At 69.9% G+C, this 16,300-nt stretch carries 14 protein-coding genes; 5 read left to right on the forward strand and 9 right to left on the reverse strand.

Going from position 1 to position 16,300, the window contains the following annotated elements; genetic code table 11:
• Positions 1 to 5: 5 nt before the first annotated feature.
• Positions 6 to 938, reverse strand: coding sequence for an AraC family transcriptional regulator (locus OWR29_RS12950; protein WP_267562951.1), 933 nt, complete (start codon positions 936 to 938; stop codon positions 6 to 8).
• Positions 939 to 976: 38 nt separating this feature from the next.
• On the opposite strand from OWR29_RS12950, the gene OWR29_RS12955 reads away from it, so the two are divergent.
• Positions 977 to 1,720 (forward strand): Rossmann-fold NAD(P)-binding domain-containing protein, encoded by a 744-nt coding sequence (locus OWR29_RS12955; RefSeq protein ID WP_267562952.1) that lies wholly within the window; start codon positions 977 to 979, stop codon positions 1,718 to 1,720.
• Here OWR29_RS12955 and OWR29_RS12960 read toward each other — a convergent pair.
• From OWR29_RS12960 to OWR29_RS12975, 4 genes are read right to left on the reverse strand one after another with little or no spacing between them, the layout of a single operon-like run.
• A complete protein-coding gene (locus OWR29_RS12960; protein ID WP_267562953.1) occupies positions 1,717 to 2,838 on the reverse strand; it encodes a 5-methyltetrahydropteroyltriglutamate--homocysteine S-methyltransferase in 1,122 nt (373 codons plus the stop codon). The two genes, OWR29_RS12955 and OWR29_RS12960, sit on opposite strands and share 4 nt — an antisense overlap.
• A gap of 4 nt (positions 2,839 to 2,842) precedes the next feature.
• Entirely contained in the window at positions 2,843 to 3,529 is a 687-nt protein-coding gene (locus OWR29_RS12965) for a Spy/CpxP family protein refolding chaperone (RefSeq protein ID WP_267562954.1), read from the reverse strand.
• Positions 3,530 to 3,568: 39 nt separating this feature from the next.
• Positions 3,569 to 4,540: a Gfo/Idh/MocA family protein gene (locus OWR29_RS12970; protein WP_267562956.1), complete on the reverse strand. Its 972-nt coding sequence runs from the start codon at positions 4,538 to 4,540 to the stop codon at positions 3,569 to 3,571.
• Positions 4,537 to 5,757: a hemopexin repeat-containing protein gene (locus OWR29_RS12975; RefSeq protein ID WP_267562958.1), complete on the reverse strand. Its 1,221-nt coding sequence runs from the start codon at positions 5,755 to 5,757 to the stop codon at positions 4,537 to 4,539. The genes OWR29_RS12970 and OWR29_RS12975 overlap by 4 nt, the downstream gene beginning before the upstream one ends.
• A gap of 177 nt (positions 5,758 to 5,934) precedes the next feature.
• Between OWR29_RS12975 and mgrA the strand changes: the two genes are divergently transcribed.
• Positions 5,935 to 6,924: an L-glyceraldehyde 3-phosphate reductase gene (gene mgrA / locus OWR29_RS12980; protein WP_438872590.1), complete on the forward strand. Its 990-nt coding sequence runs from the start codon at positions 5,935 to 5,937 to the stop codon at positions 6,922 to 6,924.
• Between the two features lie 3 nt (positions 6,925 to 6,927).
• Here the strand turns inward: mgrA and OWR29_RS12985 are convergent, their stop codons facing one another.
• A complete protein-coding gene (locus OWR29_RS12985) occupies positions 6,928 to 7,605 on the reverse strand; it encodes a hypothetical protein (RefSeq protein ID WP_267562960.1) in 678 nt (225 codons plus the stop codon).
• A 115-nt stretch (positions 7,606 to 7,720) separates the two neighbouring features.
• Between OWR29_RS12985 and OWR29_RS12990 the strand changes: the two genes are divergently transcribed.
• Both OWR29_RS12990 and OWR29_RS12995 read left to right on the forward strand, forming a co-directional pair.
• The gene (locus OWR29_RS12990; RefSeq protein ID WP_267562961.1) at positions 7,721 to 8,578 is read left to right on the forward strand and encodes an aldo/keto reductase; all 858 of its coding nucleotides are present in this window, start codon (positions 7,721 to 7,723) and stop codon (positions 8,576 to 8,578) included.
• A 112-nt stretch (positions 8,579 to 8,690) separates the two neighbouring features.
• Complete coding sequence (locus OWR29_RS12995) at positions 8,691 to 10,286, forward strand: methyl-accepting chemotaxis protein (protein ID WP_267562962.1); 1,596 nt, start codon at positions 8,691 to 8,693, stop codon at positions 10,284 to 10,286.
• Here OWR29_RS12995 and OWR29_RS13000 read toward each other — a convergent pair.
• Genes OWR29_RS13000 through OWR29_RS13010 form a run of 3 tightly spaced genes read right to left on the reverse strand, consistent with a single transcriptional unit; the run spans position 10,274 to position 13,918 of the window.
• Complete coding sequence (locus OWR29_RS13000) at positions 10,274 to 11,275, reverse strand: NAD(P)-dependent oxidoreductase (RefSeq protein WP_267563266.1); 1,002 nt, start codon at positions 11,273 to 11,275, stop codon at positions 10,274 to 10,276. The two genes, OWR29_RS12995 and OWR29_RS13000, sit on opposite strands and share 13 nt — an antisense overlap.
• Positions 11,276 to 11,323: 48 nt before the next feature.
• On the reverse strand, positions 11,324 to 12,961 hold the full coding sequence (locus OWR29_RS13005) for a deoxyguanosinetriphosphate triphosphohydrolase family protein (RefSeq protein ID WP_267562964.1): 1,638 nt from the start codon (positions 12,959 to 12,961) through the stop codon (positions 11,324 to 11,326).
• A 24-nt stretch (positions 12,962 to 12,985) separates the two neighbouring features.
• Positions 12,986 to 13,918: a hypothetical protein gene (locus tag OWR29_RS13010; RefSeq protein WP_267562965.1), complete on the reverse strand. Its 933-nt coding sequence runs from the start codon at positions 13,916 to 13,918 to the stop codon at positions 12,986 to 12,988.
• A 585-nt stretch (positions 13,919 to 14,503) separates the two neighbouring features.
• Here OWR29_RS13010 and OWR29_RS13015 point away from each other — a divergent pair.
• Complete coding sequence (locus tag OWR29_RS13015; protein WP_267562966.1) at positions 14,504 to 16,171, forward strand: bifunctional 3'-5' exonuclease/DNA polymerase; 1,668 nt, start codon at positions 14,504 to 14,506, stop codon at positions 16,169 to 16,171.
• The last annotated feature ends 129 nt before the right edge of the window (positions 16,172 to 16,300 follow it).

Here is a 16,300-nt window from a genome sequence, read left to right on the forward strand (position 1 = left end):
CGCCGTCAGCGCGGGCTGTCGAGGCTGCGGCGCCACTCGGCCGGGGGAACGCCGAACACGCGGCGGAAGGCGGCGGCGAAGGCCACGTCCGAGGTGTAGCCGACCCGCGTTGCCACCGCGGCCACCGTGAGGCGTTCTTCGGCGAGCAGGCGGCGGGCCTGATGCAACCGCAGCGATTGCAGGTAGCGCATGGGCGGCTCGCCGACGGTCCGCGCGAAGCGGGCGGTGAAGGCCGTCCGGGACAGGCCGGCCTCGGCGGACAGGGAAGCCAGCGTCCACGGGTGGGCCGGCTCGGCGTGCAGGGCAGCCAGCGCGGCGGCCAGATGCGGATCGCGCAGGCCGGCGAGCCACCCGGGGTGGTCGGCCACCGGGCCGGGCTCGCGCAGCACCCGGGCGATCAGCGCGTCCGACAGACGGGCCATCACCACGTCGCTGCCGGGGCCGGCGTCGAACGCCTCCTGGCGCAGCACCTCGACGTAGGGCGCCAGCCAGGACGGCGGGTGACCGTCCACGCCGGGCACGAACAGCACCGGGGGCAGGCCGCGCAACGCCGGGTGGCCGGGGTCGCCCGCGATGAAGGCGCCGCACACGATCGTCGCCGTCACCCGGGGGCCGCAGCCGCGCAGGCGGGCGCCGGGGGTGCGGGCGGCCAGTTCGAAGCCCGAGGTGGCGGTGGCGGCGGCGCCGCTGCGCAGCTCGTGGTGGTCGCCGCGGGGCAGGATCACCGTGTCGCCGGCGGCCAGGGGCGTCACCGTGCCGCCGGCCAGGGCCAGTTCGCACGCGCCGGACGCGATCAGGTGGACGCCGCGCAGGCCGGGACGGTCGAAGACCAGGCGGAACGGCGCGCCCATCTCGACCCACCGGTAGGCGGCACTGGCGAAGCTGACCTCGCGCAGCACCGAGCCCAGGACGTCCGATGTGCTTCGCGGGACGGACACACATGGAGTGTCCCGCCGTTCGTTTCTAGCGTCGAGGCATGAGGGATGTGCTGGTCACGGGATCAACGGGAATCGGCGGCGCGGTCGCGGCCGCGTTGGGGGAGCGGGCGCTGACCGTCGGGCGGAACGGCGCCGTCCGGGCCGATCTGAGTCTGCTGAGTGAAACGGCGCGGGCGGCCGACGAGGTGGGAAGCGGGCGCCTCGCGGCGATCGTGTGCTGCGCGGGCATCTTCACGCTGCGCGCCGAGCACACCGAGGAGGGGCTGGAACGGGCCTTCGTGCTCAACTATCTGTCCCGCTATCTGCTGGTCCGCCGGCTGCTGCCGCGGCTCGTGCCGGGCGGCCGGGTGGTGCTGGTGGCGAACGCGGGCCGTTATGGCGACACGCTGGGACCGATGGACGATCTGAACCTGCGGCGCGGCGGCCGGGGTCTGCGGATCGCCGGGCGCACCCAGCACGCCTGCGACCTGTTCGCCCTGGAACTGGCGCGGCGGGAACCGGGCCTCGCGGTGAGCTGCGTCGACCCCGGGCTGGTGGCGACGCGTGTGTTCCGCGACGCGCCGGGCGTCCCCGCAACGCTGCGGTTCCTGCTGAACGCCGTGCAGCAGCGTTTCGGCGCCGACCCCGCACGGGCGGCCCGTACGCCGGTCGGGCTGGCCGTGAACGGCCACGAGCCGGGCTTCTACGGCCCCGGCGGCGCCCGGCTGAAGCCGCCGGAAGCGGAGCGGCGCCGGGAGCTGTGGGCGGCCAGCGAGGACCTGGTGCGGGAGTTCTTGCCTTAGCCCCACACCTCCTCGGCGGTCTCGACGATCAGGGCCAGCTTGGCCACCTCTTCGTCGTACGTGAGCACGTTGCCCTCGACGGTGGAGGAGAAGCCGCACTGGGGTGACAGGCACAGCTGCTCGAGCGGGACGTAGCGGGCGGCCTCGTCGATGCGGCGCTTCAGCTGGTCCTTCGACTCGAGCCGGCCGCGCTTGGTGGTGACCAGGCCCAGCACCACCTGCTTGCCGGGCGGGACGAAGCGCAGCGGGGCGAAGTCGCCGGACCGGTCGTCGTCGTACTCGAGGAAGAAGCCGTCGACGGCCAGCTCGTTGAACAGGGCCTCGGCCACGAAGTCGTAGCCGCCCTCGGCCGTCCACGACGAGCGGAAGTTGCCCCGGCACATGTGGGTGGTGACGGCCAGGCCCTCGGGGCGGCCGGCGATCGCCGCATTGATCTGGCGGATGTAGCGCAGGTGCTGGTGTTCGGCGTCGTCGCCACGCTCGGTGAGCAGGCGGCGCTGGGCCGGGTCGTTCAGGTAGGCCAGGCTGGTGTCGTCGAGCTGCAGATAGCGGCAGCCCAGATCGGCGACGCGGCGCACCTGCTCGGCGTAGGCGGCGCTGAGGTCGGCCCAGAACTGATCCTGGTCGGGGTAGACGGCGGGATCGATGGCGGCCCGGCCGCCGCGGTAGTGCACCATGCTGGGCGACGGGATGGTCAGCTTGGCCGTGACGCCGGGCTCCACGACGGACTGCAGGAACGAGAAGTCGTCCCCGAAGATCGTCTCGGTCAGCCGGATCGGGCCGTCGACGGCCAGCGCGGCCGACTCGAAGTCGATCTCGCCCTCGGCGTTGCGGAAGTGGACCTGGATCTTCTCGTCGGTGGGGTGGATGCCGCCGAGGCGGTAGATGTAATCCATGTGCCACGACGTGCGGCGGAACTCGCCGTCGGTGGCCGAGCGCAGGCCCACGTCGCGCTGCATGCGCACCACGTCGCGGATCGCCTCGTCCTCGGCGGCGCGCAGCTCGTCGGCGTCGATCTCGCCGGTGGCCCGTCGCTCGCGGGCCTCGAGCAGCTGGGCCGGGCGGAGCAGGCTGCCGACGTGGTCGGCCCGGAACGGTGGCGTCTCGCGCAGCGTCATGGCCTCACCGTAACTCCGGAGGAAACGGTTCGCCCCGGTTGAGGGCATCGATCAGTTCCAGGGCGGCCGGTGGGCCGCCGTTCGCGTCGAGCCACCGGCTCACCTTGCAGCCGGCCCGGGAGTAGACCTGCTGGTCGGTGCTCGCGGCCCGCAGCCAGGCGGACAGGGTCCCGGGCAGCGGGTTGTCGCCGGCCGGGCCGTCGCAGTGTGCGCCCAGGTAGCGCGGGTCGGCCGAGACGACCACGGCCAGGCCCTCGTCGAACCACTGCGGCACCTCGCCGTCGAGCCGGTGGTGCAGCTCGACGTGCGACATCTCGTGCGAGGCGATGACCGCGTCGAGCCCGCGCGGCGAGAGCATGAAGGCCCGGTTGAGGATGGCGATGCCCTTCTCGCCCCCGCCGCCGATACGGTCGTAGCAGTCGTCGGTGAAGCAGGCGACCAGCCGCGGGTCGGTTTCGCGGCCGCCGTAGAACTCGGCGACCCGGCGGCGGGCCTCGGCCACCAGGGTTTTCAGCTGTTCCCGCTGCGCCGGGGTGAGACCGCGTTCGCTCCACAAGCCGTCCTGCACCCGGGCCAGCCCGTAGCAACCGGGGCAGGTTGTCGCGGCGGCCGACGGGTAGGCGAGGGCCAGGACGCCGGCGGCCGTCGCGAGCAGAACGACGACGGCGGCGGCGATCCAGCGAAATCTCACCCGGCCAGTGTTCCGGGGCGGCTGCCGGAACGCATCGGACTACGGTCGGAGATTCGCCCCGGCGGCCGCCCTGACCGCCTCGAGCGCCGCGGCCTGCTCGATCGCGTCGGCCCGGCCGAAGGCGGGCGGCGTGCCGGTGGCGATCGCGCGGGACGCGAGAACGAATTCCAGCCGGTACGGGTCCTCGCCGGCAACCGGCAGCCGCTTGACGGCGCCGCCGCGTTCCAGCTCGACGTGGTCCACCCGGCAGATCCACGGGTCGGGGACGCGGATGATCCCCTCGCTGCCGATCAGCTCCAGCTCGTCGCGGCGCGGGTAGTCCAGCGCCACGTCGAACTGCCCCAGCACGTCGCCGGGCAGCGCCAGTGTGGCCGCCAGGCGCAGGTCGGAGCCGTCGGCCCCTTCGGCGGCGTCGACGACCTGCTCGGCCCGCACCCGCAGCGGCTGCCCGCCGAACAGCCGTATCGCGCTGACGCAGTAGCAGCCCAGGTCGAGCAGGGCGCCGCCGCCGAGCCGCCCGGTGCGCCGGATGTCACCCGGCGGCACGTCCACGGAGAGCGCGGCCCGGATGAACAACAGCCGCCCGATCGCCCCGTCGGCCAGCAGCTGCCGGACCAGCGCGGTGTGCGGATGGTGCCGCCACATCAGGCCCTCGACGCACAGTTTGCCGGCCGCCTCGGCCGCGTCGAAGCAGGCGGCCGCGTCGGCGGCGGTCATCGCGAACGGCTTCTCGCACAGCACGTGCTTGCCGGCCCGCAGCGCCCGGATCGTCCACTCGGTGTGCAGCGCGACCGGCAGCGGGATGTAGACCGCGTCCACCTCGTCGTCGGCCAGCAGCTCGTCGTACGAAGCGGCACTGCGGGGCAGACCCAGTTCATTTGCGTACGCGGCGGCGCGCTGCCGGTCGCGGCCGGCCACGGTGACGAACTGCGCCTCGGCCGAGCCGCGAAGCGCCTCGGCGACGACCCGGCCGATCGAGGCGGTGGACAGCATTCCCCATCGGACGGTCATGGCTGCCGAGCCGTTCGTTCGTCGCGGCCGAGGGACAGGTGACGGGCGAATGCCGCGTACGCGCAAGGGTTGTGCAACGCGGCGGCGGCGGGACTGCGGTCGTAGCGGGCGGGCCACCGCGGGTCGTCATGGGTGTGCGGCAGGTGCAGCCGGTCGGCCTCGGGATCGGAGACGTACCACTGAGGAGTCTGGGCCGCGACCGGGTCGACCGCACGGACCGACTCGCGGAGCAGCAGCTCGGCGCGGTCGGCCGGGCCGCGTACGGCGTAATGGGGGGTGAAGTTGAAATTGGTGTCCCAGAAGTAGGCCGGGGGCGCCTCGACTCGGTGATCGAGGCGCATCGACTCGGCGGCGGTGCGGAACCGGAAGCGGAGCGAGCTCTCGCCCAGCGCGGCCAGCACCCGGGCGAACTGGGCCTGCACCAGGCCGATGGCCCGCGCCTTCTCGGCCGCGCCGGCCGTCGGCGCCACGTGGAAGTGGGTGGCCAGGGCGGTGGCGAACAGCGGGTCGAACGGCACGGTCAGGTGCCGCACGGCATCGGCGATCCAGACCAGCACCTGCGCCTTGGCCCGGCCGGCCAGCAGCAGCTCGACCAGGCCGGGCCAGTCGTCCTGGACGGTGCGGACCGGCCCGTCCACGTGGGGCTCGCCGTCGGGCCCGAACCCGATCCGCAGATAGTGCCCGCCCTTGAACAGAAAGCCGTCGAGGGCCGCGTCGACACCGGCCGCGAACGGCGTCACCATGCCCGCGATCGCGGCGATCGGACGGGGATAGCCGGGATCGGGCTTCTCGCTGACCCAGTCCCAGCGCGTGTACTGGTCGCCGCGGAAGAAGAACGCCTTGCCGTCGCCGTTGCCGGCCGCGTCCACCCCGGTGGCCGAGACGCCGGTCAGCGCCCACTCGGAGAGCGGGCTGACCCCCGAATCGCCGAGCCCGCTGATCAGGTCGATGCGCGAGTATTTGACCCCGCGGAACTGGAAGCCCAGCCGGGCGTGCCGGCCCTGGCCCTTGAGCGCGGCGTCGAGCCCCTGGTGCGGGCCGACGGGCGAGAACGGCCGGCCGAAGCCGAGCCCGGCGACGTCGTGGACCCCGTCGGCGACCCGCTGCCGGGCCAGGTCGTAGAGCACGTAGTGGTCGGCGAGGAAGAACGTCGCCTCGTGCGAGCCGTCCGCGTTGCCGCGCGCGGCGTCGATGTAACGCTCGTTCGGGTCAGCCACCCTGCGCAGCGTAGTTGTGTCACTCCGTGATGGCGCTCGGCCGAACTGCCGATTACGGCTGGCCGATCATCGTTTCGGCTCCCCCGGCGCGGGTTAGGTTGGTGATGTTCCATCCCATCCCTGCGGAGGCTTGCCGTGCCCGAGATCTACACCGCCGACGCGGACCGTTACGCATCCATGGAATACCGCCGCACCGGCCGTTCGGGCCTGAAGCTGCCGGTGGTGTCGCTGGGGCTGTGGCACAACTTCGGCGACGACCGGCCGCTCGAGACCCAGCGGGCCATCCTGCGCCGCGCCTTCGACCTCGGCATCACGCACTTCGACCTGGCCAACAACTACGGGCCGCCGTACGGGTCGGCCGAGAGCAACTTCGGGCGGGTGCTCGCCACTGACTTCGCCCAGTACCGCGACGAGCTCGTCATTTCGACGAAGGCCGGCTACGACATGTGGCCCGGCCCGTACGGCGAATGGGGCTCGCGCAAATACCTGACCGCGTCGCTTGACCAGTCGCTGAAGCGGATGGGCCTCGATTACGTCGACATCTTCTACTCGCACCGGCACGACCCCGAGACGCCGCTGGAAGAGACGATGGGCGCGGTGGCCGACGCCGTCAAGGCGGGCAAGGCCCTGTACGCGGGCATCTCCTCGTACTCGCCGGAGAAGACGGCCGAGGCAGCGGCCCTGCTGCGCGGGCACGGCGTGCCGCTGCTGATCAGCCAGCCCTCGTACTCGATGCTCAACCGCTGGATCGAGGGCGGCCTGCTCGACCAGCTGGAGCGCGACGGCGCCGGCTGCATCGCGTTCTCGCCGCTGGCCCAGGGCATGCTCACCGACCGCTACCTGAACGGCCTGCCCGAGGGCTCGCGGGCGACCGAGCACAAGTCGCTGACCGCGGACTGGATCAACGACGAGAACCTGGGCAAGATCCGGGCGCTGAACGACATCGCCCAGCGCCGCGGGCAGTCGCTGGCGCAGATGGCGATCGCCTGGGCCCTGCGCGACCCGCGGATGACCTCGGTCGTGCTGGGGGCCAGCAGCGTGGCCCAGCTCGAGAACAACGTGGCCGCCCTGGGCAACCTGGCCTTCACGGCCGACGAGCTGGCCGAGATCGACAAGTACGCCACCGAGTCCGGCATCAACCTCTGGGCCCGATCCAGCGACTCCTAGGCGCTAGGCGAGCAGGGCCTCGCGCATCTCTTTACCGGGGTTGAAGCCGCCGACGACCTGCGGGGACTCGGGGTCGTAGATGTCGACGACGTGGTTGCGGCGCATGAGCTCACGGACCGGCCGGGGCAACGGCGGTTCGTCGCTCATCGCGCCGCGCAGGTCGCGGGCCGCGGCGATCAGGCGGTGGGCCAGGATGGCGCCGTCGGTGTCGGGGCGGACCCGGGCGAACTCCCAGCCGTCGATCGTCAGGTCGAGCACCTCGAGGACGTGGGCCAGCAGCGGGCCCGGCTCGGTCTGGCGCACGGCCCGCTTGGCCTCGGTGCTGAGCACCCCGGCGGCCGCGCTGACCTGGATGTACGGGTGGAGGCGGCACGGCAGCGTGAACAGCTGCCAGCGCAGCCGGCCCCGCCCGTCACGCCACAGAGACCGGTAGTCGGTGCGGTCGATCGGGAAGCCGGTCTGGGCCACCAGGTCGGCGTACGCGCCGTCGGCGAACTCGCGCAGGATGGCGGCCGCCGCGGCCACCCCCTCGTCGCCGCTCAGCAGCGGGACGACCGCCTCGGCCTGCTCGCGGAACGAGCCGGGCAGGTGGGCGCCGAACCTTTCCCGCACGTCGTCGACGATCGCCTGACCGGCGCCGGGATCACTCTGCCGCCCGGAACCGCGCCGGAACCACCGCATGCCGCCTCGCTCCACCGTCGCCGGAAACGCGGCAATGCTAGTCGTTTTCTGATCTCGGCGGGGTATCAGGTTCGGTGGGACGCTCGGTCCCCGTACGGGAAAGAAGGTTTTGATCATGCAGAGTCGCCGCATCGGTGACGTGACGGTCGGCGCGATCGGGCTCGGCGGCATGCCGATGTCGATCGAGGGACGGCCCGACGAGGAGCGGTCGATCCGCACGATCCACGCCGCCCTCGACGCCGGCATCACCCTGATCGACACCGCCGACGCCTACCACATCGGCGCCGACGAGGTCGGTCACAACGAGACGCTGATCGCCCGCGCGCTCGGCTCCTACAGCGGGGACACCTCGGACGTGCTGGTCGCCACGAAGGGCGGGCACCTGCGCCCGGGCGACGGCAGCTGGACGGTGAACGGCTCCCCGGACTACCTGCGGCAGGCCTGCGACGCCTCGCTCAAGCGGCTGGGCGTCGAGGCGATCGGGCTGTACCAGTACCACCGGCCCGACCCGAAGGTCGACTACGCCGACGCGATCGGCGCCATCCGCGACCTGCTCGACGCCGGCAAGATCCGGATGGCCGGCATCTCGAACGCGAACCCGGACCAGATCCGCCAGGCGCAGGAGATCCTGGGCGGCCGGCTGGCCTCGGTGCAGAACCAGTTCTCGCCGGCCTTCCTCTCGTCCGAGCCCGAGCTGCGGCTCTGCGACGAGCTCGGCATCGCCTTCCTGCCGTGGTCGCCGCTCGGCGGCATCAGCAAGGCGTCCGAGCTGGGCGGGCAGTCCGACCGGTTCGCCGCGGTGGCCGAGCGTCACGGGGTGAGCCCGCAGCGGGTCTGCCTGGCCTGGCACCTGGCCAAGTCGCCCGTGGTGGTGCCTATCCCGGGCGCCAGCCGGCCCGAGACGATCCAGGACTCGGCCCAGGCCCCGGAGCTGAAGCTGACGGCCGACGACCTGGCCGAACTCGGCATCTGACGGTTGTATTTCGGTTCGCGCCGCCCGAGTTCTCCGATCTCGGGCGGCCACCGACGAACTGACTCCTCGAACGCGGCCCGCACTCCCGGGGCGCCTGTGCGAGGAGAGAGCGATGGGGCTGATCGGGCGGTTCTCCGATCTTCGGGTCAGTACGAAGATCCTGACGTCGGTGATGGTGGTGGCCGCGCTGGGAACGGGTGTCTCCTCGTTCGCGGCGGTCAAGATGTCGCAGATCAACCAGAACACCGATGAGGTCTACAGCGGCACCCTGCAGCTCGAGACCATCGCCGAGATGCGCAACGCGTTCAACCGCGTCCGCATCGACTCGCTCAACCACTTCCTCACCGGTGACGACGCCGTCGAGGCGGAGGCCGAGAAGGCCATCGCGAAGGACAGGAAGACCCTGGCCGACACCGAGGCCCGCTTCAAGGCGTTCCCGCTCGGGCCGGCCCGCACCGCGGCGCTGGCCGAGTTCGACCGGGCCTGGACCAGGTACGTGGACGTGCTGGACAAGAAGCTGCTGCCGGCGAGCCGGGTCGACAACGACGCCCTGGTCGCGTCCGTCCGCAAGAACGAGGTCGAGCCGCTGGTGGCGCAGGCCCGCGAGGCCATGGACACCCTGTCGGCGCAGACGATCGCCAACTCGAAGACGGAGCAGGCCGAGGCTCAGGCCGCGTACGAGAATGCCCGCACCCTGATCATCGCTCTGATCATCGCCGGGCTGGCCTTCGGCGTCGCCCTGGCCGTCGGCGTGGCCCGGCTGATCACCAAGCCGCTGGCCCGGGCCGTCGAGGTGCTGACGGCCATCCGCGACGGCGACCTGACCGCCCGCACCGGCCTGCACGGCAAGGACGAGGTGGGCCGGCTGGCCGAGGCGCTCGACACCTCGACCGAGTCGATGGCGGCCATGGTCCGCCAGGTGGCCGACAACGCGCACCACGTCGCGGCCGCGTCCGAGGAGCTGTCGTCCGTCTCGGTGGAGATGTCCTCGGCCGCCGAGGAGACGTCGGCCCAGGCCGGCACCGTCTCGTCCGCCGCCGGCCTGGTGTCGCAGAACGTGCAGACCGTGGCGGCCGGCGCCGACGAGATGGGCGTGGCGATCCGCGAGATCGCGACCAGCGCCACCCAGGCCGCGTCGGTCTCGGCCCAGGCCGCGCAGACCGCCGACAAGACCAACGAGATCGTGGCCCAGCTCGGCCGTTCCTCGGCCGAGATCAGCAGCGTCGTGCAGCTGATCACGGCGATCGCCGGGCAGACCAACCTGCTCGCGCTGAACGCGACCATCGAGGCGGCCCGGGCCGGCGAGATGGGCAAGGGCTTCGCCGTCGTCGCCTCCGAGGTCAAGGACCTGGCGCAGGAGACGGCCCGGGCCACCGACGACATCTCCCGCCGGATCGGCACCATCCAGAACGAGACCGAGCAGGCCGTGGTGGCCATCGGCGAGATCACCGAGGTGACCGCGCGGATCAGCGACCACGCCGCCACCATCGCGGCCGCGGTCGAGGAGCAGACGGCCACCACCAACGAGATGGCCCGCAGCGTCGCCGAGGCGTCGACCAGCGCCCACGACATCGCCGGCACCATCGCGGGCGTGGCCCAGGCGGCCGACGCCACCGCCGCCGGGGCCACCGAGACCCAGGCGACCGCCCAGGAGCTGGCCCGGATGGCCGAGGACCTGCGCCGGACGATCGCGGTCTACCGCGTCTGAGCCGCTGTTCCCTCATCTTTTTCGAAGCTCGCGTAGTAGCTGGCCGCCATGTCCTTGTCGCCGTGGCCCTGCTCGGCAGCCCGACGGAAGCGCTCGGCCCCGGCCTCGGCCAGGTCGAGGCGGACGCCGTGCTGCCGGCCGGCCTCGGCGATGAGGCGGGCGTCCTTCTCGGCCGTGGTCACGGCGAACGCGGCCGGGGAAAGTTTGTCGCCCCGGACCAGGCCGACCTTGGTCCGCAGGTACGCGTTGTCGAGCGGGCCGCCCTCGATGACCTGCAGGAACTTGTCGGGATCGACGCCCAGCGCCTCGGCCAGCGAAAGCGTCTCGGCGCCGGCGTGGGTGAGGGCCAGGACCCAGCTGTTGGCGACCAGCTTGAGGCGGGTGGCCGCGCCGGGCTGGTCGAGCCAAACCGTACGGGCACCGACCGCATCGAAAATCGGGGTGACCTCGTCGCGGCGCTCGGCCGGGCCGGCGGCGAGCACGGTGAGCTGACCGGCCTCGGCGGGCTGGCGCGTTCCCAGTACGGGCGTGTCGAAGAAGGCGAAGCCGTGGTCGGCGGCGTCGGCGGCCAGGCGGTCGACGTCCTCCAGGCTCACCGTCGTCGACTGGACCCAGATCGCGCCGTTCCTCGCCGCGGGGAAGGCGTCCCGCATGACGTCCCGGACGGCGTCGCCGTCGTACAGCATGGTGATCACCACGTCGGCGTCGCGGACGGCCTCGGCCGGGGTGGGTGCGACCACGGCGCCGTCGCCGGCCAGCGGTTCGGCCTTGCCGGGGCTGCGGTTCCAGACGCGTACGGTGTGTCCGGCCTTGATCAGATTACGGGCCATCGCGGCGCCCATGATGCCGGTGCCCAGCACGCCAACAGTCAGTGTCTCGCTCATGCCGTTATCTTTCCGCCCTTCTCGGCCGGACGCAGACTCCACGTCTCGTACGTAGCGCCGCGCGGACCTGCTGCGTGCCGGAACAACTGCGGGATCTTGCGACAGGCGGCAGCGAGAGTCCGCTTCAACCGACCATCTCGGACTGGCTGGTAATCACAAGATAAAATAGGTGTTTCCGATTCCCCGCTCACCCGAGCCGGCCAGTGCTTTCGACAGGCTGAGCAATTGCGCGTCAGTCAGCGAAGCTACATAGTCCAAAACTGCGCGGCGTTGATCGGCGGAGGAGCCGGCGAGATCCTTCGTGTATTCGCGCAGAGTCATCGGCAGTCGATCGGGATCGTTGTCCGACCACTCGACCAGTCGAGTCACGGTGTCCCGCAAGACGCGAGTCTGGCCCAACTGGCTGAGCGCCAACTCTGCTCTGTCTATGACGAACTTACGGGTCAGCCATTTGAGAACCTGTACTTCATGCCAGTGATCGTCTTGAAGCCGTGCGATGACAGCCTTGTGTGAGCCGCGTGGTCCGGCCGTTATGCCACGGACGTAGGAGTCGGTGCGGCTGGCGAAAGCCGAGCGAATCATGGTGAATGCGGTCCGCGATCCGTTGAAATGTCGGAGCATGGTGTAGTCGATAAGCACCAGGACTTTCTCTGCGGCAGCCGCCAAGGAGTCAGAGCTGTAGACATCGGGATACTCCTCCGCCAATTTTCTGCCATGTTGCTCCAGCGTCTGAAAGTCCATGGTGATGGGTACGTAGCCGCGATGCCGGCGGGAGCCGATGAAGTCACGCAGCAGAGCAACGATCTGGTTGCGTGGGAACATTCCCGCACAGTAGAAATCTTCAAGATCATGCAGCGCGTACGTGATGTCGTCGGCAGTGTCCATTATCGACGCCTCAAGCGTCTGCGCGAATAGGGGGACCGGCACGTCGGCTCGAACCCGGTCGAATGCTTCCGCATCAGTTCGGTACGCGTTGAACTTGCGCCATTTAAGGCTGTTCGGCTGGTCGTCGCGCAGCCACGGGTACTTGATTAGAGCGGCGAGCGTGGCGGCGGTAAGATTGAGGCCTCGTTGATGTTGAAATCGGTATTCGATCTGAGTCAACATCCGGAAGCTTTGTGCGTTTCCCTCGAATCCGTCCGTTAAGTCCAATTGTTCGCGGGCGCACTTGTCGAGAGCTTGTTCGCCCGCATGGCCGAAGGGAGGATGTCCCACATCGTGTGCCAAGCAGGCTGCCTCGACGGTATCCGGGTCAAGCCCGCCGCCCGCCTCGATGTCTTCGGACTCCGTTGATAGAGAGAGAAGGTCGGCAATCCTTCGGCCCACCTGTCCGACCTTTATCGAGTGAGTTAGTCTGCTGTGCATCAAATAGCCGGAGTAGTCCGGACTGACGATCTGAGTAACCCCCGCTAGCCGGTGCAAAGCATAAGAATGGAGTACTCGATCCCGATCCAGTCGCCCCTCGGACCGGCTCTCGTTCCTTCGTTTTTCTTTGGACGCGCGAGAGTTGCGCCCCACCATAGGCAAGGTGGTGTGCCTTCTTTTCTCCTTGGTTGCTGCAGTTAGGCAACCGTTGGAGGTCAATCGAATCTGGCCCCAATGTATGCGGTCCCACAATTCCGCCGCCGCATCCAACTTGCTGGTTCGAGCCTCCGATGCGACATCCTTTAGGAGCTCCTCGATCTCGATCTCGCCGGCGGCGCGAACCTTCTTGAGCAGCAGTGCAGCCAGCTCTCTAGGTCGTCCGGCTGGCGGATTATTTCCGGCGGGTCGACCGACGTCAGTCTCCATCATAATCCTCTAATTAGACGGTAATCATGGTTGGCGGTCAGTTCGGCGAGCACCGTCATGGTTCTTGCCTTCGGCATTTTCAGGGTTTGCCGGTCCGCTGTCGGCAACCTCGTTCGCCTGGGTGCCGGAGGTCGAGGAACTAGAAGGTTCTGGGGGTCCCTCGGCGGCTCTGACCGGTGGTTGCGCTGGCTTGGCTTGTGGATCTTTGCTCGGCAGGTGATCAAGAATTTGCTGCGCGCGAGAGTCGGCCACTCTGGTGACCAATTGCTGAGCGATCCCGAACACGAGTGCATAAGCAAGAATCTGTCGTTGGTTGTCAAGGTTGGTAAGACCAGGAACAAATCCTCCGGATAGGAGCAGCATACCGATAATTGCGCTCAGTGCCCCGGCCGGGACCTTGAGGACAGCCAGCGCGGTGGACACTGAGTACGGTGTCGAGGTGCCCCGCAGATTGCGTATGGCAACGATGGCCCCTAGGGCTCCGCCGACCGCACCGAGCCCGGCAACAATCAGGATGTCCCCACCGGTGGGTCGTTGGCGATCACCGCTAGGGCACACGGTCTGTACCTGCTGCGTGATCTGCGGATCGGTGACGGCACTGGTTACGCTCGGTTCAAAGCACAGCGGGATGGCGGCCGGCGACAGCGCGACCGCGACCACCAATATCCCGGTGAACAGGGCGATAGCGGCAGCAGTTAGCAGAATGATGTTTCGGAAGTTGCGGAGGCGGACGTATTCCTGATCCGATGCGTCGTATGCGGTCTCCATGGCTTGTTTCAGCGCGGCTCGGCGCAGCTCCGGGTTGACGCTTCTCAGTAGTCCCTCTATTTCGATGCGACGTGGGTCATTCCGGTCAAGGACCATGGCTAAACGAGTTGTCACCTCGGGGAGTGTCGCCTCGAACTCCGGATCGGGCAGGAGGTCGGACAAGAAGGTTTTGGCCGCATGCAGATTCATGTAAGCCCGTTCGACAGACGTTCCACGCCACTTGTCTCGAAGCCCTCGACGTTTGACGCGAGAGGTGCATCGGCAGGCCTCACGTGCTTCGGCAAGGTGGTACTCGATCGCTGTCCTGTTCGCTGAGAGGGCAGCCGCACGGCTGTCGGACATCGCGTTTTGCATGCGATGGTCGATTCGCGCGGCCTCGACCGAGGCCTGCACGGCCCATGATTCCGGCCATATGTCATGCGACGTCGGCGCGTTCATCAAACCTCCCCGCCTAGGCGGTGGACCAGCTATTTAGCCAGACTCAACTATTTACAACGGGAAACTTTCTGCATCGAGCTTCGCGTTGCTCTTCAATTACAGAACGGCGTGACGCTTGGCAAAGCCGTACTGTCGTTGATCTGCCCTCCGTATCGCATGAGATCGCTTGGACGCTGCACAGCGGTTTCTGGGGCGAAGCTCTAGAACAACCATCCTCAACTGCCCTTCCGCATTCAGCTGGCGAACTCTTTCGTCTTTCGGCCGAACCAAAGTCAGACGCAGACGGCCCGGGCGGCGAAGGCGGAAGATGTCGTACCCCTGGGACAGAATGACTGGGTGCTGACAGCGGTGGAGGCGGAGGCGGGCGGTCGAGGGGGCCGCCTGCAAGAGCTGCGCGTTGACGGCACCGCGGCCGGGCCGGTGCAGATGGTCGGTGACCTGGCGGGGGCGATCGGCGAACGGGAAGCCGCCGATCACCCCCGTTGGGTCTGGGCGGCCACCGTCGACATCTATCCGGGCCTGCTGCGGGCCGGGGTGCGAGTCGCCCGCTGTCACGATCTCGAGCTGACCGAGGCGCTGCTCTCCGGTCACGCCGGGCGCTGGGGTGAGCCACGATCACCGGCGGCGGCCTTGGCCCGGTTGCGGGGTCTGCCCGTTCCGGCCGACCCGCCGCCCCGCGTGGCCGAGCCGCCCGGGTTCGCCCAGGCCGCGCTGTTCGAGTCGGCGGGCTCCTCGGCCGCCGCCGTGGGCATCGACGTGGTCCGCGAGGTCTACGCCGACCAGCTGCGGCGTCAGGCGCAGACTGAGCATCCGGGGCGGTTCCGGCTGCTGGTCGCGGCCGAGTCGGCGGGCGCGCTGGTGGGGGCCGAGATGGGCCACGCCGGCCTGCCGTGGCGGGCCGATCTGCACGACGAGCTGCTGCGCGGGCTGCTGGGCCCGCCGCAACCGGTCGGCCCACCCCGGCGGCTGGCCGAGCTGACGGCCGAGATCAACGCCGCCTTCGGGGCCTGGGGGCTGCACCCCGACTCGCCGGCCGAGGTCGTGCGGGCCTTCGCCCGGGCCGGCATCGACATCCCGAACACGCGGGCCTGGGTGCTCAAGAACGTCGACCATCCGGCCGTGCGCCCGCTGCTGGAATACAAAGAGCTCTACCGCATCTGGACGGCGCACGGCTGGGCCTGGTGCGACTCGTGGGTGATCAACGGGCGCTTCCGGCCGGAATACGTGCCGGGCGGTGTGGTCAGCGGCCGCTGGGCCACCCGCGGCGGCGGCGCGCTGCAGGTGCCCAAGGCGGTGCGGCGGGCCGTGGTGGCCGACCCGGGCTGGCGGTTCGTGGTGGCCGACGCCGGGCAGCTCGAGCCGCGGGTGCTGGCCGCCATCTCGGGCGATCAGCGGCTGGCGGCGGCCGCGGCGGCCGGTGATCTCTACGCCGCGCTGGCCGCCGACTCGTTCGAGGGCGACCGGGCCAAGGCCAAGATCGCGCTGCTCGGGGCCATGTACGGGCAGACCGGCGGGGCGGCCATCCCCGCGCTGGCCGTGCTGCGTCAGCGCTATCCGACGGCGTTCGAGTTCGTCGAGCACGCGGCCCGGGTCGGGGAGGCGGGCGGGCTGGTCCGGTCGTGGCTGGGCCGCACGTGCCCGCCGTCGTCGGCTTCGTGGCGCGATGCCGGTCTGGATCCGCCGGAAGAGGCGGGGGAGCCGGTGGGCGCCTCGGGCCGCGCGCGGGGTCGCTTCACCCGCAACTTCGTCGTGCAGGCGACGGCGGCCGAGTGGGCGTTGGTGCTGCTGGCGACGCTGCGCACGGCGTTGGAGGGCAGCAAGGCGGAAATGGTGCTTTTCGTGCATGACGAGGTGGTGGTGCACTGCCCGGCCGAGGACGCCGAGCGGATCGTGGCGGCCGTGCAAGAGAGCGCGGTGACGGCGGGCCGGCTTCTCTTCGGCGACACCGCTGTGCGCTTCCCGCTCGATGTGGCGGTCGTCGACGCTTATGCGGACGCGAAGTAGGAAGGCGTGGCCGCCTTCCCCGCGGCCGGCTCGGGCGTTGCGCGCTGGTGCTGGTGGGCGCTGCGCTCCTGCGGTGCGGGCGTTGCGCGCTGGTGCTCGTGAGCGCTGCGCTCCTGCCTGGGAAGTCTC

It is taken from the genome of Paractinoplanes pyxinae, from assembly GCF_026626335.1.
GTDB lineage: Bacteria > Actinomycetota > Actinomycetes > Mycobacteriales > Micromonosporaceae > Actinoplanes > Actinoplanes pyxinae.